Here is a 19,493-nt window from a genome sequence, read left to right on the forward strand (position 1 = left end):
CTCTTAAATTTGTTCTGTGAAATGACTATATAGTTTGAGTATAGTCACTAAGGATAACTTTGAAGGATTATGATGCTCTACAAGATTCACATTTACCATGTGCTTCTATTGTTTGCCCTGATACGACAAAGCCACCTTCGGCAGCTAGATTATTAAGCTCATGCGAAATTACACTCGAGTGTAATTCTTTAACAAAGCCACATGTATCGCAGATTAATAATTGTACCGGGTGAATATGATCAAAATGATGGCACAGCATAAATGCATTTGTGCTTTCAATTTTATGAATAAAACCTAGTTCAGCTAAAAAGTCTAATGCACGATAAATAGTTGCAGGTTTAGCACCTGTTTCAGTTACTTTTAATTGCTCAAGCAAATCGTATGCACCAACACCACCTTGTGCACTGGCTAATAGACGAAATACCTTCTCGCGGATAGGCGTAAAACGCGCACCACGGTTGTCACAAACTTGTTTTGCTTTACTTACGAGTGATTCTATATTCATCATTACTCTTATCCTTATGCTACCGTGATATACTAACATACTGTGTTGTAGTTGCAGCGTTTTTATTAAGCGCTTTTTACCTAGGAAACCCAGTAATGCACGAACTATTGGCTATATTTATTTTCTTTTTTGCGGTTATTGACCCCATTGGCACTGTACCTGTATTTATTGCAGTCACACGTGGTGATGATGAGAAATTTAAACGTAAAGTTATATTTAAAGCGGTAGGCGTATCTGCATTAGTGCTCTTATTTTTTGTACTCGCAGGTGAGCAATTACTTAACGCAATTGAAATTCCACTTTCGGCTTTTCAAATAGCCGGCGGTATCATATTACTTATTTTTGCGCTTTCAATGATATTTGGTGAAAGTAAGCCTGAAGCCGAAATTAAAAGTGTACGCGACAGCACTGAAACCGCTATTTTTCCGCTTGCGATTCCGTCTATCGCGAGTCCTGGCGCTATGTTAGGTGCTGTATTAATGACCCGCAATGAAGAATATACATGGGTTGAGCAGTTACTAACGTCTTCAATGATGCTTGCTGTATTAGCGGTTGTACTGGTTTTATTGCTGCTTGCAACGCACGTACATAGATTAATTGGTGATAGTGGTGCAAGTATAATAAGTAGAATTATGGGGCTTATTTTAAGCTCGGTTGCGGTTACCAATATTTTAAATGGCATAGCCCATTATTTTGGCTTGCAGGTATTCTCTTAACATTGATGCCTGCCAGGCTTTTGTGTAAAATGCAGCGCCTTTTAAGCTGTGCTTAATAACTTTAATACCCTGAGGTTTGCTTTGAATAAATGTACTTTGGATAGACGCTTTTCTGTGGCCCCCATGCTTGATTGGACTGATCGCCATTGTCGTACTTTTCATCGCAAAATGACTATACATACTGTGCTTTATACTGAAATGATAACCACAGGGGCTATTTTATTTGGTCGAGGCGACTACTTACATTTTAATAAACACGAAGGCCCAGTTGCACTGCAACTTGGTGGCTCTGATCCTAAAGCGCTTGCGCAATGTGCAAAGCTCGCAGGTGAGCGTGGCTATGACGAAATAAATTTAAATGTAGGTTGCCCGTCAGACAGAGTTCAAAATGGTCGATTTGGCGCATGCTTAATGGCTGAGCCTCAATTAGTTGCTGAGTGTGTTGCAGCAATGAAAAGCGAAGTAAGTATTCCTGTAACTGTTAAAACGCGTATTGGTATTGATGAGCAAGATTCGTATGAGTTTTTATGTGCGCTTATTGAAGCGTCTCATAAAGTAGGGTGTGATGATTTTATTATTCATGCTCGTAAAGCATGGCTTAATGGTTTAAGCCCGAAAGAAAATCGTGAGGTTCCACCGCTTGATTACCCACGTGTTTATCAACTTAAAAAAGATTATCCGCAGCTAGACTTAAGCCTAAATGGCGGTGTTAAAACAATTGAGCAGAGCCTAGAACATTTGCAACATATTGATGGTGTAATGATTGGTCGTGAAGCTTACAGTAACCCATTTATGCTCAATGACGTTGATGAGAAAATTTATGGTGATGCTGCAAATACACAATCACGCCACGATGTAGTGCGTTCAATGTATGACTACATTGAAGAAGAAATGCGTTTGGGTGCTAATTTTTGGCATATTGCACGTCACATGCTCGGTATTTTTCAGGGGCAGCCTGGTGCGCGAGGTTTTAGACGCCATCTTTCTGAAAGTGGTCACGGTAAGCAAGCTGATTTATCGGTAATGGATAAAGCATTAAGCTTTGTACCAGAATAAAGCTAAGCTTTAAAAATTCTAAATTTTAGCCACTTTCGAGTGGCTTTTTTGATCCTAAAAATTAGTCAAAATCATAATTTATTGGCCAATTACACTCTATGCTGTTCAGCTTAAAGTCACTAAAATTTAGAGTGGTTTTTATTTAATATAATGATTTTAAATGCTTTATTCTTGTTTTTATGAACTTGGCACAACTCTTGGAATCTCCTTGTTGAAATTAATTAAAAATCAACAGGAGAATACCATGGGAATATTTAACCGCGTAAATGATGTAATTCAATCAAACATTGTCGCCATGCTTGATAAAGCAGAAGATCCAGAAAAGCTTTTAAACCTAATGCTTACCGAGATGCAAGATGCATTGAATGAGTCCCGTAGTACAGCAGCCGCTTTATTGTGTGAAGAGAAAGTAATTAATCGCCAAATTGATACTAAAAAAACAGAATTAGCAGCTTGGCAAATTAAAGCAGAACGTGCGGTTGAGAAGGGCAGTGATGACCTTGCTAAGTCTGCCTTACTTGAAAAGCAGCGCGTTAACGAAAGCATTGAAAATAAGCAAACTCAACTAGAAACATTGCAAGAGTCTATTGGAAAAATTAAGTCTGATTGTGAGCGCTTGCAGCAAAAAATGGCTATGGCTAAAACTAAGCAAGCTCAGTTAATGCAACGCCATAATGTTGCCATTGCTAGAGGGCGAATCAGTACGCAACTACAAAGCGATAAAGTAGCTCATGCGTTGTCTCGTTTTGAACAAATAGAGCAGCGTGTTGAAGGTATTGAAGCTCAAGTAGAGGCTTATGAGCTGACTGATACAGCAAGCTCTACCAGTGCCCAAATTGAGTCGTTAGTTAAAAATGAAAAAATTGATGCTGAGTTGGCTCGCTTAAAGGCGAACTTAAATACTAATTTAAAACACACTGCTTAGGAGATTGCTATGAACAGCTTTAACCGTCAACGAGGTTGGTATAAAGATACTCTAAATAAAAAAATATCGGGTGTTTGTAGTGGTTTAGCTCGTAGATTGGACTTTCCGGTATGGGCAACACGCGTAGTTACTATTTTGTTGTTTTTGAGTTTTCCGTTTGCAATTGCACTTGGTTATTTTATAGCGCATTGCTGCCTTGAAAATAAAGAGTATTAATACCAACAGGCATAAATATTTGAACAATTTAACGAATTAAATCACTCTATAACGTTGTTGAAAATTTTCATTTAGAACAACTAGATATAAAAATTTTTGCCTAGTTATAGCGCAATTTCTTATCGTTAAATAGACCTCATATATAAGCCGGTTGGTATAAGGAGAATTACTATGAAAGCTTTGGCAGTATGTGTAATTATCTATTTATTACTGTTTACTGATTTAATAACGTTTGTGCAGATTGATTCTTGGCAGTTGCCGTTATGGATTGCTGATATTAGCTGGGCTGGGCTTGAGCTTGTAGGTGCTTTGGCCGCAATTGTTGCTGTAGTTGCTGTAGTGGCTTTAATTACTATGGGATTAGTTGGTGCGGGTGTAGTGGCATTAGCAGGGACTGTTTTAGCGCTTTTATTCGGATCTATAATGATTGCATGGCCGTTACTATTTGTTGCAGTGTTGTGTTGGCTTGTTGCCGATAACAAAAAAGTAGCCTCTTAATCCTTAATTTGACTGACTATTATAGGTTAACTATGTTAAATTTAGCCTGTAATTTTAAGTTCTCATAAGGATAAGAATGATGACGAAACTATGTTTTTCGATGGCTTCTGCATTAATATTTAGTTTTTTTTCGTCATCGTTGGCGGCGCACTCAGGGCACGATCATGGTTCTGATGTGGCTGTGCTCGAAGTAACTAACGCGCAAGTTAGAGAGTTTTTACCTGGCAGTACTTCAACTGTAGGTTATTTAACGCTAATAAATCACAGTGGAGCCGCAGCAACTTTAACTAAGGCAACTATTGATGGCTTAGGGCGTGTTGAAATACACGAGCATTCACATGTAGACGGCATGATGAAAATGCAACAAGTTGAATCAGTTGAAATTAAAGCGCACGAAAGTGTCAGTTTTCAACCTGGCGGTTATCATTTAATGGTATTTGAACCACAAGAGCCATTAAAAGTAGGGCAAGAACGCAAACTCACGCTATATTTTAGTGACGGTAATCGCTTGTTCACTAATGCTCAAGTCGTGTCGCTTGAAGCGCAAGCTACGCAGTCAAAACCATCTACTCAACACGCTCATCACTAGGAGTACACATGTCGCAACACAAAGGAAAAATAGCAGGAATAGTTGTTTTACTGCTTATCATATTTTACGCAATTGCTGTTTATTGGAGTACTGAGCCTTCACGTTTTGATGTTGTTGCAAACGCCAAAGAGCAAGCGCAGCTTCGTAATGAAAAAATAGTTACGGGTTACGTAACTACTTCTACATTAATTACAGTAGCAAATACCTTACTAGATAAACCCGGTGGCTACTTATCAAATGATGTAATACCACCAAGTATTATTATGGATGATATGCCGGCGTGGGAATATGGCGCGCTAGAAATGGTGCGTGATTTATCGCTTTCTATGCGAAAAGATTTTAGCCGTTCGCAATCACAGTCTACGGAACATGAAGCACTTAAAAAGGCGCAGCCACAGTTTAATATAAGCTCTGAAGCATGGGCATGGCCAAGTGCTGAAGGTGAGTACCAAAAAGGTATTGACTACTTAATGGTATATCGTGGACAAATTGCTAACGAGCATGAGCGTGATAGTCAATTTTATGCACGAGCAGATAACTTACGTAGTTGGCTTAAAGAAGCTGAAAAACGTTTAGGTAGTTTAAGCCAGCGTTTAAGCGCCAGTGTAGGCCAAGAAAAAGTGAATACCGATTTAGCAGGTAATTCATCTAATAAACAAGCAACCCTTGCTCCACTGCAGCAACAAGTAAGAACGCCGTGGTTAGAAATCGACGACGTGTTTTACGAGTCGCGCGGTGCTACTTGGGCGTTACTACACTTTTTACAAGCGATAGAGTATGACTTTAATGATGTACTTGAAAAGAAAAATGCACGTGTAAGCGTTCAACAAATCATACGTGAACTTGAGGCAACTCAAGAAACAGTATGGAGCCCACTTATTTTAAACGGGAATGGTTTTGGCTATGTTGCTAACCACTCTTTAGTTATGGCAAATTATATTTCTAGAGCCAATGCGGCTTTAATCGAACTTAGCGAACTACTAGCTCAAGGATAAAAAATGAAAAAGTATTGTTTAGCAGCAGCCCTTTCAATGGCATGTTTAGCACCAGCGGCGCAAGCTGACACTCTACTAGGTTTATACGTAGGTGTTGATGGATGGAAGTCAGATAACGATGGCCAATTTTCTTATAAAGACAAAGCATCACAAGATTTTGATTTTGAAGATGAGACTTTTGTAAGTTACTACGCGGCGCTTGAGCACCCTGTGCCACTAGTTCCAAACATTAAATTAAAGTATACAGAGCTTGAGCTAAATGGTTCAGCGCTGCTTACAGATACATTTAGCTTTAATGGTTCTAAATATACAATAGGTACTACGGTAGATACTGTAAGTGATTTAACGCATATTGATTATATCTTTTACTACGAAATTTTTGATAACGATTTAATCTCAATTGACTTAGGTTTAAATGTTAAGCAGTTCGACGGTGAAATTACAGTAGAATACGAGGATGATGATTTTCCTCAAAGAGAAACAAAAGACTTCTCTGGTTTTGTTCCTCTTGCATACGGCCGTGCCGAAGCTGGCTTACCATTTACTGGTTTAAGTGTGTTTTTTGAAGGTAGCTTTTTGGCTATTGACGACAGTAAAGTACAAGATTACCAAGTAGGCGTAGCATGGGAACTTATTGATAACTTGGCAGTAGATGTTGCTGTTAAAGCCGGTTACCGCTCTATGGTATTAGAACTTGATGATGTAGATGATATTACTACTGATATTGATGCATCTGGCCCATTTGCGGGTATTCAGGTTCATTTTTAATTAGTATTTTCTAATTAAACAAAGCGTGGCATATTATTTTATTGCGTGCCACGCTAAATCAAACTCTCCCTCTAGCGCATTATTAATCAACTGCTTATAGACCTTATTGACAGGAAAAGTAATGAGTTTAGATAGCTCATCACCTGTTTGAGTAAATTTGTAATAGCTTAATACCAAATCACTACTCTTTGCTTTTAACGTTACTTTTTGCGATAAAAATGAAAGGGTAAGCTCTTGCCCCGCTTTAAGCACTGCAGATTCAATTTCTTTTCTATACAGTAAATTAAGATCCATGAGCGTTAAAATATCAGGAAAGCTAATACCCGTTTTTCCTAAATTTAAAGATACTTTATTTCCTTTTCGTAGCAAATCAAACAAGGACGGTTTTTTGTAAAAGCCGAGTAATATAAAGTGGCTGTCGTCTTTTTCGTTATAGCCTGAGAGCGACACACATTTTTGCAAAGAGTCTGCTTCTCGCTGTGTCATATGTTTTAAAGTTTGTAGGCTTTTAATTGAAAACGTACCAGGGTTAAGTGTTTCTCCTGTTAAAATTTTTGCCCATAAAATTTGCATTGATTCATTAGAAGTATCTTCACACAGCGCTATAAAATGCTCTACCCAATCAACATCGGGCTGTTTACTACTTGCTACATCAGGGCAAAACCCCATAGCCATTGCTAAAATTGACTCTATATTTTGTTGTTGTTTGATAAGTAATAAATCTTGGCGTTTTTGAGCGCGAGCTAAAACAGAGTTTTCACTGTTAATATGATAAAGCGGCTTAATTTGGCCCTTAATATCGTAACTTTGCTCATTAGTAGGTAGTACACCGTTATTACCTACTTTTGTTATAGGGTAACCAAGTAAGGATTCGATGATGTTGGCAAGATTAATTCTCGCCTGTGCTGTTTTGATTGTCATGGCTGTGCATTGTCCTTTGTGAATGACTAAGCTGAGCAACAGTTTTAAGGTTATTTAATCCCAGAGACACTGTATTGCGCAGCACATACTCGCTCAAAATTGCGGTGTAGCCAGATATTAAAGGAGTGGTTGTTTGCCCTTCAATATTACATATTAAAGTAACAATACCGTTTTGCTCACTAAAATTAAATGTTCCTCTGATAATATGTTCAGCATTTAAAAGTATGTTAAAGCTGACCTTATTTTGGCTTACCGAAGTTATGATCATTTCACCATAACCCCATTTCCCTTTCCAAGACTGATGAGCCCCTAAGCCAGAACTGGGTTCGCCCAAAGTAAAGCGTATGCTGGAGTCTACTTTTTCCCACGGAGACCATTTTTGCCATTGACTAAAGTCGGTGACAAGCGGCTTTACTACTTCTATATTTGCATTGATTTCAATTGTTTTATTCACACTATAGCTTTGAGGGAGTATCAGCCCTATCAGTACGAGTACTAATAGTAATAACAGTACGCCTTTAATTAATATTTTTAATAGCTTAATAAGCACACCTTTATTCGTTTTTTGAGCTAAAATACAACAACTTTTATTAATGGACTATAGTATGAATTAGATTATAAACCAAAAATAATTTATTAATTGTTACTTAGTTGCATGAATACTGTTAGAGCTATATTTTTAATGAAGCTATGAAATAAATACACTTGTTGAAAGTTTTGATTCTACATTTCTTGGTTTTGTAAAATGAACCAATAAGATGTGAAGCATAGAATCAGTAAAATTGCTTAAAGATTTGGGGAGTGTTTTATGTATGCATACTTATTTTAAAAATCGAACTTATAAATAAACGCTTAACAAAGGCTATTTTTATTATTCAAGATAATGAACGATTTAGAATTTAAGGCGCGATATGCTTTGACTACTTTGTATATATAAACAATTTAGTAGGGTATAATTCGCGCCTTTTGTTATTCTACGGCCACAATTATGAGCACACTCAAAGCTAAGCGCGCCTTATTTTCATACCCTAAATACTGGGCTGAATGTTATGGCACCGCGCCATTTTTACCAACTACACGTGAAGAAATGGATGCACTTGGCTGGGATAGCTGCGACATAATAATAATTAGTGGCGACGCGTACGTCGATCATCCTAGTTTTGGTATGGCGGTAATTGGCCGTGTACTTGAAGCGCAAGGCTTTAGAGTGGGTATTATTGCCCAGCCAGCATGGGACTCTAAAGATGCATTTATGGAACTAGGCAGACCGAATTTATTTTTTGGTGTAACAGCTGGCAACATGGATTCGATGATCAATCGCTATACAGCTGAAAAGCGTATGCGCCACGATGATGCTTACACGCCAGATAACGTAGGTGGTAAACGTCCAGATCGCGCCGTAATGATTTACTCGCAAAAATGCCGTGAAGCATACAAAGGTATCCCAATTGTTATTGGCGGTATTGAAGCCAGCCTTCGTCGTATAGCTCATTACGACTATTGGCAAGAAAAAGTACGTCGTAGTATTTTGTTTGATGCAAAAGCTGATATTTTAATTTACGGTAACGCAGAGCGTCCGTTAGTTGAAGTTGCACACCGTATTGCCGCAGGCGAAACAATGGATACTATTCAAGATATTCGCGGCACGGCTGTTATCAGAAGAGAACCTTTACCAGGTTGGCGTGGAAGTGACTCTACGGCTATAGATAAAATTGGTAAAATCGACCCAATTCCAAATCCATACGGCGCGGATGATGTTGGCTGTAGTAAATCTGAATTTAAACAAGCCGGTATAGATTTAAAAGCAGAAGCTGCAAAACCAATTATGGTTCAGCCTGCGCGACCTAAGCCATGGGAAAAAACTTACGTTAAGTTACCTGCTTATGAGCAAGTAAGTGTTAACAAACCTTTATACGCCCACGCTTCGCGTATTCTACATCAAGAAACAAATCCTGGTTGTGCAAGAGCACTGTTTCAGCGACACGGCGATCGTTCTATTTGGGTAAACCCGCCAGCATACCCATTAGAAACACATGAGATGGATGCTGTGTTTGGTTTACCGTATCAGCGTATTCCTCACCCAAGTTACGGCGACTCTAAAATTCCTGCTTACGACATGATAAAAACGTCAGTTAATATTATGCGCGGTTGTTTTGGTGGGTGTTCGTTTTGCTCAATTACGGAGCATGAAGGGCGTATTATTCAAAGCCGTTCGCAAGAATCAATTATTGAAGAAATTGAACAGATTAGAGATAAAGTACCCGGTTTTACTGGTGTTATTTCTGATTTAGGTGGTCCAACTGCAAATATGTATAAACTGCGTTGTACGAGCAAAAAGGCAGAAAGTACCTGTAGACGTTTATCATGTGTGTATCCTGAAATTTGTAAGCATATGGATACAGATCATACGCCAACAATAGACTTATATAAAAAAGCACGTGAAGTTAAGGGTATCAAAAAGGTATTGATTGCTTCTGGAGTTCGTTACGACTTAGCTGTACGCGACCCGCGTTACGTTAAAGAATTAGTAACGCATCATGTAGGTGGCTACTTAAAAATAGCGCCAGAGCATACAGAGGATGGTCCATTATCAAAAATGATGAAACCAGGTATGGGGGCGTACGATCAATTTAAAGAATTATTTGATAAGTATTCTAAAGAAGCCGGTAAAAAGCAGTATTTAATTCCTTACTTTATATCTGCTCACCCAGGGACAAAAGATGAAGACATGGTAAACATGGCTTTATGGCTTAAATCAAACGACTTTAAGCTTGATCAGGTACAAAATTTTTACCCATCACCGATGGCTAATGCGACGACTATTTACCACACAGAAATGAACTCTTTACGTAATATAAAAAACAATACAGAAGTTGTTCCAGTACCTAAAGGTGCTCGCCAACGTAGATTACATAAAGCTATTTTACGTTACCATGATGCAGCAGGTTGGCCGATGATACGTGAAGCACTGCGTAAACTGGGTAAAGCTAATTTAATTGGTAAAGGGCCTAACTGTTTAGTGCCTGAAGAAGGGCGTGATGAAAAAGCAGGTAAAGGTGGCAGTAAAGGCGGACGTCCGGCACTAACGCGACATACCGGTTTTAGCCAATTTAAAAAGGCAAACACTAAACCAAAAGTAGGCGGTAATCGTCAAAGTACACGTTAGTGATTCAATCTATTAATAACTAGTAGATTAGTTTAATTACGCCAAGGGTTTTTAAGCCCTTTTCATGCGTAAATTAAGTAAACCTTGCTCTTTATTATCTATATTATTGTAGGTGATAAAGAGCGAGCTTTTAGAAACCCCTCTTGAGATAGCACGTATTTAGTGTCTATATACTTGCAGTTAGTTTTTTCTTAAAACGTTGATGATAACCACAAACGTAATTTAAGTGACCATAACGGCTGAATGCCTGTTAGCCCTTGCGTCATTTTATTATCTTTTAAGATTATATAAGATGGCGTGACTTGCCCTTGCCAATCGGCAAATATCTCACCGTGTTGATCGTTGACAGTGATAAAACTGTAGCCATGATCATTTAGATACTCATGTAGCTTTTGATCCGAACCTGATTTTACTGCGATGCTCACGATAGGGTAGTTATTCTCGTTTGCGAGTTCGTTTATGGCAGGGGAGGTAATACTACAAATAGGGCACCAAGTTCCCCAAAAATAGACAAGTGTTGGTTTATCTTGGCTCATTGCTGCTAAATCAATGTTTTGCCCTTTATAATCTATTAATTGTAATTGAGGATTTGCTGGCATAACAGGTTGTCGCCACCAATTGACAGCGTTATAAATTACGAAAAATATGAAACCATATATCAACACACTTTTTAATATTGATAGGCCTTTTTGTTTTGGCGTTTTGTTAGGTGTGTCTTTTTTATTTTTGGTATCCGTTGTCATAGTTGCAGCTTTACCCTAAGTGTTTTTTACTTTAGTTATTTGCAAAGGTTTCTAATTTAAACCAGCAACCAAGTAGCAGTACCTAAAAAGGCGAATATACCCACAATATCTGTCACCGTGGTTAGCACCACACTCCCTGCAAGTGCTGGGTCTATATTCATTCTTTTAAGAATAATAGGGATACTCGCACCAGCAACACCTGCCACCACTAAGTTCATAAACATAGCGAAGGCGAGTACGCCACCAAGCATAAAGTCCCACTGCCATAGGGCAATAACACCTGCTATTAACAACGACCACAAAACACCGTTTAACGCGCCAATAGCAAGCTCTTTCATCATCAAGAAACGTTGGTTTGTTTGATTTATATGACCTACCGCAATACCACGAATAACAAGCGTTAATGATTGGCTACCTGCAACACCGCCCATAGAAGGGACAATACCGTTAAGTACAGCTAAAATAGGTAAAACATCTAAAGTGCCTTCAAAAAAGCTAGCTACAAAAGCAGCTGCAAGTGCAGTTAGTAAGTTGACACCTAACCAAACTGAGCGTTTTTTAGAGCTTTTTAGTACTGGCGCAAAGGTATCTTCTTCATCATCAAGGCCGGCTAAGCCCAATAAACTATGCTCAGCATCTTCTCGGATTACGTCAACGATGTCATCGATAGTGACACGACCAAGGAGCTGATCGTTATCATCAACTACGGGGGCCGATATCCAATTATGACGTTCAAATAATTGCGCGACTTCACTTTCATCCATTGAGATTGGAATTGATTCACAATCTTCATCCATTAAATCGCGAACAATTTTTTCTGGCGGGTTAGTTAATAATGTACTTAGCGATAAAGCGCCTATAAAGCAGTTATGCTTATCAACAACGTACAAGTCATCGGTACCTTCTGGTAACTCGCCACGTAGCCTAATATATCTAAGTACAACATCAAGCGTAACGTCAGGGCGAATGGTCACCGTATCGGTGTTCATTAGCGCGCCAGCAGAACGCTCTTGATACGAAAGTGCTTGTGTTGCACGTTCACGGTCTTGAATGTCCATCGCGCTAACAACGTCTTTATAGACGGTGTCTGGCAGACTACGTAATACTTCACCTAAGTCATCGTGGCCCATATCTTCTGTTGCGGCTGCAATGTGCTTAGGTTCCATTTGGGCAATAATGCCTAAACGAACATCTTCTGAGAGTTCTTCAAGAACATCACCTTGCACATCAGGATCAACCAACTGCCAAAGGAGTCGGCGAATTTTATGTGGTGATGATTCTAATAATAATGCGGTATCACAAGGAGCTGTTTTTGCGAGCATGCGCCTAACTTGAACAAATTGACCACTATTGAGTGACTTAGTCACCTGTTTTAGTTGCTGTAGTGGGTAATCTTGTTCAAAAGCTTCAGGCATTGGCGTCCTTTATAAATTTTTATATTACTTTATGGGGAGAGGTGAGTTAACTGGCGTCACTAACCGTATTTATTTTATATATCTGTTTTAGTTGGGGCATTAGTAATGCGAGCATTATTTTTATAACTGTTTATTCTTGTTCATTAAAACGTTGTGCTATTAATTCTCCAACAGCATGTAAAGCTTGCTCAGAATCGGGGCCTTTACATACAACTTTTACTTCTTTGCCTTGGCTACTTTCAAGTAACATTAGTGCAAGTACGCTATCGCCTGCAGCTTCTTTGTCATCTTGAAATAATGTAATTGTCGCATCAAACTGCACTGCCAATTGGGCAAGCACGGTGGCTGCTCTGGCGTGCAATCCTAATTTGTTTTTTATTAAAAAAGTGTCTTCACAATGCATAACTTACTCTACCTAAGCTGAACAGGTGATTATTCAGCTATATTATTTTTCTTGTTCGCGATGGCGAATTTTCACATTGGGATGTGTCATTGCAAAACTTTCACCAATAGTTTGCGCTAAATATACAGAGCGATGTTGTCCGCCTGTACACCCAATAGCAATGGTTAAATAACTGCGGTTATTTCGCTCTAAGTGCGGTAACCATGTTTGTACAAATGTTTGAATTTGCCATGTGAATTTTTGCACTATGCTGTGATTGGCCAAATAATCTTTAACAGGTTGATCTAACCCATTTAAAGGTTTTAATTCAGGTTCCCAATGTGGATTGGGTAAAAAGCGTGCATCAAATACGTAATCTGCTTCTTTTGGTATACCGTATTTAAAACCAAACGATTCAAACGTGACAATCAGTTGCTTATCTTTTTTACCTAAAATCTTTTCACGAATAGATTCAGCAAGTTGATGAACACTCAAATCAGTCGTGTCTATCATAAAGTCGGCGCGGGTGATTAATACATCAAGTAATTCTTTTTCTTTTTTGATGGCTAAATCAAGAGGCAACGAGTCAATTGATAGTGGGTGTAATCTACGAGTTTCAGAAAAACGTTTGATCAATGTTTGATCGTCGCTATCTAAATAAAATAACGTAGGTTTTGCAAAGCCAGGCAAGTATTCAAGAATATCGTTAAATTCATCTTGTTGTTTAGGGATGTTACGCACATCAATGCTAACAGCAATTTTATCGTAGCTATCAGACACACTGCGAACTAATGAAGGAAGCAAGTTAACTGGAATATTATCTACGCAATAATAACCTAAATCTTCTACAACGCGTAAAGCAACCGACTTTCCAGAACCAGAACGGCCGCTTATGATAATTAACTCCATTTAACACCCTTTATAAAACTATGATTGATTGACAATAACTTGGTAAAGCTCAGTATCTGATTTTGCACTGCGTAACTGTTTACAAAAATCTTTGTTGTTTAGTTTATCAGCAATGGTTGCTAGAGTCTTTAAGTGCTGCTGGTTATCGCCATCTGGTACGATGAGTGCGACGAAAATATCAACAGGGCGATTATCGATTGCATCAAAATTTATTGGAGTTTCGCTAACGAGTACTAAAGCCAAAGGCTCTTCTGCACCGCTCATTCTTCCATGAGGAATGGCAATGCCACGCCCTATACCTGTACTACCGAGTTTCTCTCTGCTCATTAAAGCATTAAGAATATCTTGTTGCGGTAAATACGGAAGTTTGTCGTGAGCAAGTTCGCTAATGAACTCTAAAATTCTTTTTTTGCTATTAAAAAGGACCGCAGCTTTGCTGCAGTCCTGGCATATAAGTGAGCTTAATTTCATCATATTAGTGTCGAGCAAGCTTCTCTTTGTGTTTAATTACTTGTCGATCGAGCTTGTCGATCAACGAGTCAATGGCGGCATACATATCTTGATGTTCTGTAGAGGCAAATAGCTCAGCACCGCTTACGTGTATGGTGGCTTCTGCTTTTTGATTTAATTTTTCTACATCGAGAATGACATGAACATTATTAATATGATCAGAGTGTCTTTCTAGCTTCGCAAATTTGGTATTAATATAGTCTCTTAGTGAATCGGTTAATTCTACGTGACGACCAGTTAAGTTTAGTTGCATAAGCATTACCCTCTTTTTTTGCGTCTTAAATCAAACTTTTACGTTGATTTGACGGTGGAATAGCCAGAGATTCGCGGTATTTTGCGATTGTACGTCTCGCTACTTTAATTCCTTGCTCAGCCAATATATCCGCTATTTTGCTATCACTCAATGGTTTTGCTGAGTTTTCTGCTGCGATTAATTTTCGGATAAGCGCACGGATTGCTGTAGATGAACATTCACCACCGTTTTCGGTGCTTACATGGCTTGAGAAAAAATATTTAAGCTCAAATATACCACGGGGTGTGTGCATATACTTTTGGGTTGTTACGCGCGAAATTGTTGATTCGTGCATTTCTACCATTTCAGCAACATCATTTAAAACCATTGGTTTCATGGCTTCAGGACCGTGTTCAAAAAAGCCTTGTTGTTGCTTAACAATACAATTTGTTACTTTTAATAGCGTGTCGTTTCTACTTTCTAAGCTTTTAATAAACCATTTAGCTTCTTGTAAATGCGAGCGAATAAACTGGCTGTCACCACTGGATTTTACAGTGCGAGACATTGCCGCGTATTGGCTATTAACACGAATTTTAGGCATGCTATCTGGGTTTAACTCAACAACCCAGCGGCCTTTAATTTTTTTAACTGACACATCAGGAATAACATACTCAGATTCTTCTCTTACAATAGTATCTGCAGGTTTAGGGCTAAGAGTATGTATTAATGTCATTACTTCTTTAAGCTCTTCTTCTTTGAGCTTAGTTTTCTTCATTAATGTACGATAGTCACGAGCAGCTAATAAATCAATATGCTCGGTTAAAATCATTTTTGTTTCATTAATGTAAGGTGTTTCTTTATCAAACTGGTTAAGCTGAATACACAAACACTCTTGTAAACTACGTGCAGCAATACCAACAGGATCAAACAGTTGGATGCGTTTTAATACAGCTTCAATTTCATCAAGTTCGACTTCGTTATCATCTTCGTTTTCTTGATTAAAGCTTTCTAAAATCTCTTCGCAGCTTAGTGTTAAAATACCTGAATCATCGACGGCTTCTACAATAGCAATAGCAATAGCTTCGTCTGTAGGGCTAAATGGCGTTAGTTGTAACTGCCACATTAAATACTCATGGAGCGTTTCAGTAGAGGCACCTTGGTATATTGATTCGTCTTCAGGCATCGGACCCGATGATGCTGCTGGGGCGGCACTCATGTACTCATCCCAACTAACATCCATAGCCATGTCGTCACTTAGCGTGTCTTTTGCAAGTGCTTCACCACTATCTTGTTCATATTCGCTTGGAGCATCATCGGCAGATGCGCTAACAGTTATGTCATCTGTATCTGCTTTTTGCTCGTTTTTACCTGCAGCGTCTTCGGAATAGTCTGCTTCTTCAACCTCTAATAGCGGGTTGCTGTCGAGAGCTTCTTGTATTTCTTGCTGGAGATCCAATGTACTGAGTTGCAACAAACGAATAGCTTGTTGCAACTGTGGAGTCATTGTAAGTTGCTGGCCCATGCGCAGCTGTAGTGATTGCCTCATGTATCTCTAACAATCCTTTTATGTTGTTATAATTAATACTAGCAGATGCTTAAAGACATGGCGTAAATGTTACAGCCTAAATTGCTCGCCTAAGTAAACATCGCGTACTGTTTTATCATTTAATACGTGTTCTGGAGTACCTGATGCAATCAGCTCCCCATGAGAAACAATGTAGGCTTTTTCACAAACATCAAGGGTTTCTCTTACGTTATGATCGGTAATTAATACACCAATCCCACGATTTTTGAGATGTTCTATTATTTTCTTTATGTCTAATACCGAAATCGGGTCAACACCTGCAAATGGTTCATCTAGTAATATAAATTTAGGATCTGCTGCCAGCGCACGTGCTATTTCCACACGACGACGTTCGCCACCCGACAATGCCATACCTTGGCTATCACGAATGTGTTGTATGCTAAATTCATCTAATAATTTATCGAGAGTGTCTTCTCTAGCTTGTTTATTTAACTCTTTGCGCGTTTCTAAAATGGCCATTAAGTTTTGATAAACAGTCAGCTTTCTGAATATTGAAGACTCTTGCGGTAAGTAGCCAATGCCTAATCTAGCACGACTATGCATAGGTAAAAGAGTAATATCGTTATCGTCTATCGATATTTTACCTTTGTCGCTAGGTACAAGTCCTACTATCATATAAAACGTGGTGGTTTTACCTGCGCCGTTAGGGCCAAGTAAGCCAACAATACTGCCAGCTTTGACTTCAAGGCCGACGTTTTTTACAACTTCACGGCCTTTATAGCTCTTTGCTAATAGCTCTGCTTTTAATGTGCTCATGGTTGACCTTTGTCGCTTTTTTTACTTTTTTTAGTCTCGATTGGCACTAAAATTGTGTGAACGCGGTCAGTTGAGTTTTCATCTTTTTCGGCACTGATTAGCTGCTGCTCTATATCGTAGGTAATGCTTTTAGCATTTATTTTTTGTCCCGCTTGCGATACTTGTGCATTACCAACAAGCGTTAAAAAACGCTTAGATACATCATAACGTACTTCGTCAGCACTGGCGCTCATAGTCGTGCCATCTGATTGCTTTTCTTCAAAGTGCGCAGGGCTACCTGTAGCAATTAATAATTGTTTATTATCACCAAGTTCATCGCGTTTATGTACTTCTAAGCGGTCGGCTGTGATACGGCGATTACCGTGAATAATTTCAACATTTTTCTCAAAAATCCCGACATTAGCTTTTAATTGACCTTCTTGCTTATCGGCGCTTATTGAAATTTGATTTGCAGTCGGTTGCGTGTTTTGCTCGGCAGCACTACTATTAAACGCTAGTATAAGTGTAGGAATAATAAGTGATTTTAATATTTTATTGGTCATAATATATGGTTCGCGTATGGTTAATTAGTTTTATCACTTCGGTTTTTAAGTCGGCTTCTAGGCCTTTACCAGTGATTTTTAAATTGGGTCCAGTGATGATAACGGGTTGCTCCGAACGCATTGTTAATAGCTTTATATCTACCTGAATATTATCAGCATTGATTTTGTCTATCATGGCGTTATCGGTTAAGTTTTTGGCAACCACATTGCCTTCTAAAATTAATTGTTTGTCTTCGTATAATGTTGCTTCGTCTGCATTTATTTGCCACGTTTGCTTTTCGTTATATAAAGTAAAAATAGGTTTTTCAAAAAACGTAAAACCTAATTGTTGATATAGCTCCATTTTAGCCGCAGTGACTTTGTGGCTAATTTTACCTTGTTCGTCATAGGCTGTTTGTTTGAGTTCAATGGCTATGTAATCAGGCTTGGCAATAACTTCAGGCTCAGTCTGAGGCACAATATTTGTTTGTGTAAAATAAGGGTACCAAAGCCAAACCATACAGCTAATGAATAAAACGCTTAATATTATGCGCGCTGCATTCATGAACTAGTGCCTTGTGTAGTCAATGCTTTACCATTTTCAAGCATAAGTAAGTCGGTGAGCTCTCTTACTGCACCAAAGCCGCCAGGCATTTGCGTTACATAGTGTGATAAACGTTTAATAAGTGGATGGGCATCATTTACTGCAACAGCAAAGCCGACTAATTCCATAACGGGCATGTCAGGACCATCATCACCGATATAAGCAATTTGTTCATCGCTAAGGTTGAGTTTGTCTTTTAATTCTTGATAGGCAATGAGCTTATTTTCTTGGCCTTGATAAATATGCTGTACGGTTAAGCTGCTCATACGTTGTTGCACTATTTGTGAATGACGACCAGTAATTACAGCCACTTCAAAGCCACTGTTTATAAGCGCTTTAATGCCAAAACCATCTTTTGTATTAAATGCTTTTAGCTCTTCACCTTGATTACCAAGATAAATACGGCCATCAGAAAATACACCATCAATATCGCATATAAGTAGCTTTACTTTTTTAGCGCGTGCTTTTGCATCATCGCTCAGCGGTTGATAGAGTTCTTCAAATTGCATTTATAATACTCCTGCTTTTAATAGGTCTTGCATGTTTAATGCGCCAATAGGTTGGTTTTTCTCATTGACGACGATTAAGCCATTTATACGTTTGTGTTCCATAATGTTAAGCGCTTCAGCGGCTAAAATATCTTGTGTAGCCGTAGTACATGACTTAGTCATAACAACATCTATTTGTGTTGTATGAATATCAATTCTTTGCTCTAAAATACGACGCAAATCGCCATCGGTAAATAATCCCACGAGCTGCTGATTTTCATCAACAATGGCTGTCATACCTAAACCTTTAGCAGACATTTCAATGAGGGCGTCTTTAACTGTTTGTGAAACGCTAATAATAGGTGTATTTGCGCCGCTGTGCATAACATCTTTTAAAGTAAGTAATAAACGCTTGCCTAAACTACCACCTGGGTGAGATAGCGCGAAGTCATCAGCTGTAAACCCGCGAGCTTCTAATAATGCAACTGCCATGGCATCGCCCATCGCAAGCGTTGCAGTGGTACTTGATGTAGGAGCTAGACCCAATGAACAGGCTTCTTTTTCTACTTTAATACACACATGTACATTAGCAAGGGTCGCCATGGTTGATTGCGTATTGCCAGTCATCGCTATCATTTTGGCACCAAGTCGTTTTAAAACCGGAATGATATTTAAAACTTCGCTGGTCTCCCCTGAATTGGAAATAAGCATAACCACGTCATTTTTAGTGATCATACCTAAATCACCATGACTTGCTTCACCAGGGTGAACAAAAAATGCTGGACTGCCAGTACTTGCAAGGGTTGCCGCTATTTTATTGCCAATATGACCTGACTTACCCATACCAATGACAATAATACGGCCTTCGCAGTCGTACATTAATTGGCACGCGTTATGAAAGTTTTCATCTACATATTGTGCAATATCACTAAGTGCTTGGCGCTCAACATCTAAAACGCGAAGGCCTTGTTCAATAAAATTTAGCGTTGCCAT

24 protein-coding genes are annotated in these 19,493 nt (G+C 38.8%); 9 read left to right on the forward strand and 15 right to left on the reverse strand.

Annotation, left to right across the window (positions count from 1 at the left end; genetic code table 11):
* Window positions 1-67: 67 nt before the first annotated feature.
* Window positions 68-505, reverse strand: coding sequence for a transcriptional repressor (locus PARC_RS02925; protein ID WP_007580267.1), 438 nt, complete (start codon window positions 503-505; stop codon window positions 68-70).
* A 95-nt stretch (window positions 506-600) separates the two neighbouring features.
* On the opposite strand from PARC_RS02925, the gene PARC_RS02930 reads away from it, so the two are divergent.
* The 8 genes from PARC_RS02930 (at window position 601) to PARC_RS02970 (ending at window position 6,268) form a co-directional block, all read left to right on the forward strand.
* Entirely contained in the window at window positions 601-1,221 is a 621-nt protein-coding gene (locus tag PARC_RS02930; protein ID WP_007580269.1) for a MarC family protein, read from the forward strand.
* A 123-nt stretch (window positions 1,222-1,344) separates the two neighbouring features.
* Complete coding sequence (gene dusA / locus PARC_RS02940) at window positions 1,345-2,277, forward strand: tRNA dihydrouridine(20/20a) synthase DusA (protein WP_010554257.1); 933 nt, start codon at window positions 1,345-1,347, stop codon at window positions 2,275-2,277.
* A gap of 244 nt (window positions 2,278-2,521) precedes the next feature.
* Window positions 2,522-3,202 carry a PspA/IM30 family protein gene (locus tag PARC_RS02945; RefSeq protein ID WP_010554258.1) on the forward strand — a complete coding sequence of 227 codons (681 nt, stop codon included), beginning with the start codon at window positions 2,522-2,524 and terminating at the stop codon, window positions 3,200-3,202.
* 9 nt (window positions 3,203-3,211) lie between these two features.
* Window positions 3,212-3,418 (forward strand): PspC domain-containing protein, encoded by a 207-nt coding sequence (locus PARC_RS02950; protein ID WP_010554259.1) that lies wholly within the window; start codon window positions 3,212-3,214, stop codon window positions 3,416-3,418.
* Between the two features lie 171 nt (window positions 3,419-3,589).
* The gene (locus tag PARC_RS02955) at window positions 3,590-3,916 is read left to right on the forward strand and encodes a hypothetical protein (protein ID WP_010554260.1); all 327 of its coding nucleotides are present in this window, start codon (window positions 3,590-3,592) and stop codon (window positions 3,914-3,916) included.
* A gap of 79 nt (window positions 3,917-3,995) precedes the next feature.
* Complete coding sequence (locus tag PARC_RS02960) at window positions 3,996-4,505, forward strand: copper chaperone PCu(A)C (protein ID WP_010554261.1); 510 nt, start codon at window positions 3,996-3,998, stop codon at window positions 4,503-4,505.
* A gap of 8 nt (window positions 4,506-4,513) precedes the next feature.
* The gene (locus PARC_RS02965) at window positions 4,514-5,500 is read left to right on the forward strand and encodes a DUF2333 family protein (RefSeq protein ID WP_010554262.1); all 987 of its coding nucleotides are present in this window, start codon (window positions 4,514-4,516) and stop codon (window positions 5,498-5,500) included.
* A 3-nt stretch (window positions 5,501-5,503) separates the two neighbouring features.
* Window positions 5,504-6,268, forward strand: a complete 765-nt coding sequence (locus tag PARC_RS02970; RefSeq protein WP_010554263.1) for a TIGR04219 family outer membrane beta-barrel protein — start codon at window positions 5,504-5,506, stop codon at window positions 6,266-6,268.
* Window positions 6,269-6,301: 33 nt separating this feature from the next.
* Here PARC_RS02970 and PARC_RS02975 read toward each other — a convergent pair whose 3' ends face one another.
* Window positions 6,302-7,189: a TIGR03899 family protein gene (locus PARC_RS02975; protein ID WP_010554264.1), complete on the reverse strand. Its 888-nt coding sequence runs from the start codon at window positions 7,187-7,189 to the stop codon at window positions 6,302-6,304.
* A complete protein-coding gene (locus PARC_RS02980) occupies window positions 7,158-7,739 on the reverse strand; it encodes an SRPBCC family protein (RefSeq protein WP_010554265.1) in 582 nt (193 codons plus the stop codon). Before PARC_RS02980 ends, PARC_RS02975 begins: the two co-directional genes overlap by 32 nt.
* A gap of 438 nt (window positions 7,740-8,177) precedes the next feature.
* Here PARC_RS02980 and PARC_RS02985 point away from each other — a divergent pair, with 438 nt between their 5' ends.
* Entirely contained in the window at window positions 8,178-10,355 is a 2,178-nt protein-coding gene (locus tag PARC_RS02985) for a YgiQ family radical SAM protein (RefSeq protein WP_010554266.1), read from the forward strand.
* 191 nt (window positions 10,356-10,546) lie between these two features.
* Here PARC_RS02985 and PARC_RS02990 read toward each other — a convergent pair whose 3' ends face one another.
* From PARC_RS02990 to PARC_RS03045, 12 genes are all read right to left on the reverse strand, one after another.
* A complete protein-coding gene (locus tag PARC_RS02990) occupies window positions 10,547-11,098 on the reverse strand; it encodes a protein disulfide oxidoreductase (RefSeq protein WP_010554267.1) in 552 nt (183 codons plus the stop codon).
* Window positions 11,099-11,154: 56 nt separating this feature from the next.
* A complete protein-coding gene (gene mgtE / locus PARC_RS02995) occupies window positions 11,155-12,513 on the reverse strand; it encodes a magnesium transporter (RefSeq protein WP_010554268.1) in 1,359 nt (452 codons plus the stop codon).
* Between the two features lie 130 nt (window positions 12,514-12,643).
* On the reverse strand, window positions 12,644-12,916 hold the full coding sequence (locus PARC_RS03000; protein ID WP_002957937.1) for an HPr family phosphocarrier protein: 273 nt from the start codon (window positions 12,914-12,916) through the stop codon (window positions 12,644-12,646).
* Window positions 12,917-12,958: 42 nt separating this feature from the next.
* On the reverse strand, window positions 12,959-13,804 hold the full coding sequence (gene rapZ, locus PARC_RS03005; protein WP_010554269.1) for an RNase adapter RapZ: 846 nt from the start codon (window positions 13,802-13,804) through the stop codon (window positions 12,959-12,961).
* 18 nt (window positions 13,805-13,822) lie between these two features.
* Complete coding sequence (gene ptsN, locus PARC_RS03010; protein ID WP_024590190.1) at window positions 13,823-14,275, reverse strand: PTS IIA-like nitrogen regulatory protein PtsN; 453 nt, start codon at window positions 14,273-14,275, stop codon at window positions 13,823-13,825.
* Between the two features lie 4 nt (window positions 14,276-14,279).
* Window positions 14,280-14,567, reverse strand: coding sequence for a ribosome hibernation promoting factor (gene hpf / locus PARC_RS03015; protein WP_007580301.1), 288 nt, complete (start codon window positions 14,565-14,567; stop codon window positions 14,280-14,282).
* Window positions 14,568-14,592: 25 nt separating this feature from the next.
* The gene (locus tag PARC_RS03020; RefSeq protein WP_007580303.1) at window positions 14,593-16,092 is read right to left on the reverse strand and encodes an RNA polymerase factor sigma-54; all 1,500 of its coding nucleotides are present in this window, start codon (window positions 16,090-16,092) and stop codon (window positions 14,593-14,595) included.
* Window positions 16,093-16,161: 69 nt separating this feature from the next.
* Window positions 16,162-16,887 carry an LPS export ABC transporter ATP-binding protein gene (gene lptB / locus PARC_RS03025; RefSeq protein ID WP_007580304.1) on the reverse strand — a complete coding sequence of 242 codons (726 nt, stop codon included), beginning with the start codon at window positions 16,885-16,887 and terminating at the stop codon, window positions 16,162-16,164.
* Window positions 16,884-17,429, reverse strand: coding sequence for a lipopolysaccharide transport periplasmic protein LptA (gene lptA / locus PARC_RS03030; RefSeq protein ID WP_007580307.1), 546 nt, complete (start codon window positions 17,427-17,429; stop codon window positions 16,884-16,886). Before lptA ends, lptB begins: the two co-directional genes overlap by 4 nt.
* Entirely contained in the window at window positions 17,419-17,973 is a 555-nt protein-coding gene (gene lptC, locus PARC_RS03035; RefSeq protein WP_007580308.1) for an LPS export ABC transporter periplasmic protein LptC, read from the reverse strand. The genes lptA and lptC overlap by 11 nt, the downstream gene beginning before the upstream one ends.
* The gene (kdsC, locus tag PARC_RS03040) at window positions 17,970-18,521 is read right to left on the reverse strand and encodes a 3-deoxy-manno-octulosonate-8-phosphatase KdsC (protein WP_007580311.1); all 552 of its coding nucleotides are present in this window, start codon (window positions 18,519-18,521) and stop codon (window positions 17,970-17,972) included. Before kdsC ends, lptC begins: the two co-directional genes overlap by 4 nt.
* Window positions 18,522-19,493, reverse strand: coding sequence for a KpsF/GutQ family sugar-phosphate isomerase (locus PARC_RS03045; protein ID WP_007580312.1), 972 nt, complete (start codon window positions 19,491-19,493; stop codon window positions 18,522-18,524).

It is taken from the genome of Pseudoalteromonas arctica A 37-1-2 (assembly GCF_000238395.3).
GTDB lineage: Bacteria > Pseudomonadota > Gammaproteobacteria > Enterobacterales > Alteromonadaceae > Pseudoalteromonas > Pseudoalteromonas arctica.

What these genes read in the sequence shown, in the direction of transcription:
- PARC_RS02925 (WP_007580267.1), bottom strand. Translation starts at nt 505, where the DNA reads ATGAATATAGAATCACTCGTAAGTAAAGCAAAACAAGTTTGTGACAAC.
- PARC_RS02930 (WP_007580269.1), top strand. Translation starts at nt 601, where the DNA reads ATGCACGAACTATTGGCTATATTTATTTTCTTTTTTGCGGTTATTGAC.
- PARC_RS02990 (WP_010554267.1), bottom strand. Translation starts at nt 11,098, where the DNA reads ATGACAACGGATACCAAAAATAAAAAAGACACACCTAACAAAACGCCA.
- ptsN (WP_024590190.1), bottom strand. Translation starts at nt 14,275, where the DNA reads ATGAAATTAAGCTCACTTATATGCCAGGACTGCAGCAAAGCTGCGGTC.
- PARC_RS02965 (WP_010554262.1), top strand. Translation starts at nt 4,514, where the DNA reads ATGTCGCAACACAAAGGAAAAATAGCAGGAATAGTTGTTTTACTGCTT.
- PARC_RS02945 (WP_010554258.1), top strand. Translation starts at nt 2,522, where the DNA reads ATGGGAATATTTAACCGCGTAAATGATGTAATTCAATCAAACATTGTC.
- mgtE (WP_010554268.1), bottom strand. Translation starts at nt 12,513, where the DNA reads ATGCCTGAAGCTTTTGAACAAGATTACCCACTACAGCAACTAAAACAG.
- dusA (WP_010554257.1), top strand. Translation starts at nt 1,345, where the DNA reads ATGCTTGATTGGACTGATCGCCATTGTCGTACTTTTCATCGCAAAATG.
- kdsC (WP_007580311.1), bottom strand. Translation starts at nt 18,521, where the DNA reads ATGCAATTTGAAGAACTCTATCAACCGCTGAGCGATGATGCAAAAGCA.
- PARC_RS02955 (WP_010554260.1), top strand. Translation starts at nt 3,590, where the DNA reads ATGAAAGCTTTGGCAGTATGTGTAATTATCTATTTATTACTGTTTACT.
- PARC_RS02960 (WP_010554261.1), top strand. Translation starts at nt 3,996, where the DNA reads ATGACGAAACTATGTTTTTCGATGGCTTCTGCATTAATATTTAGTTTT.
- lptC (WP_007580308.1), bottom strand. Translation starts at nt 17,973, where the DNA reads ATGAATGCAGCGCGCATAATATTAAGCGTTTTATTCATTAGCTGTATG.
- PARC_RS02985 (WP_010554266.1), top strand. Translation starts at nt 8,178, where the DNA reads ATGAGCACACTCAAAGCTAAGCGCGCCTTATTTTCATACCCTAAATAC.
- hpf (WP_007580301.1), bottom strand. Translation starts at nt 14,567, where the DNA reads ATGCAACTAAACTTAACTGGTCGTCACGTAGAATTAACCGATTCACTA.
- PARC_RS02970 (WP_010554263.1), top strand. Translation starts at nt 5,504, where the DNA reads ATGAAAAAGTATTGTTTAGCAGCAGCCCTTTCAATGGCATGTTTAGCA.
- lptB (WP_007580304.1), bottom strand. Translation starts at nt 16,887, where the DNA reads ATGAGCACATTAAAAGCAGAGCTATTAGCAAAGAGCTATAAAGGCCGT.
- PARC_RS03045 (WP_007580312.1), bottom strand. Translation starts at nt 19,493, where the DNA reads ATGGCAACGCTAAATTTTATTGAACAAGGCCTTCGCGTTTTAGATGTT.
- lptA (WP_007580307.1), bottom strand. Translation starts at nt 17,429, where the DNA reads ATGACCAATAAAATATTAAAATCACTTATTATTCCTACACTTATACTA.
- PARC_RS02950 (WP_010554259.1), top strand. Translation starts at nt 3,212, where the DNA reads ATGAACAGCTTTAACCGTCAACGAGGTTGGTATAAAGATACTCTAAAT.
- rapZ (WP_010554269.1), bottom strand. Translation starts at nt 13,804, where the DNA reads ATGGAGTTAATTATCATAAGCGGCCGTTCTGGTTCTGGAAAGTCGGTT.
- PARC_RS03020 (WP_007580303.1), bottom strand. Translation starts at nt 16,092, where the DNA reads ATGAGGCAATCACTACAGCTGCGCATGGGCCAGCAACTTACAATGACT.
- PARC_RS03000 (WP_002957937.1), bottom strand. Translation starts at nt 12,916, where the DNA reads ATGCATTGTGAAGACACTTTTTTAATAAAAAACAAATTAGGATTGCAC.
- PARC_RS02975 (WP_010554264.1), bottom strand. Translation starts at nt 7,189, where the DNA reads ATGACAATCAAAACAGCACAGGCGAGAATTAATCTTGCCAACATCATC.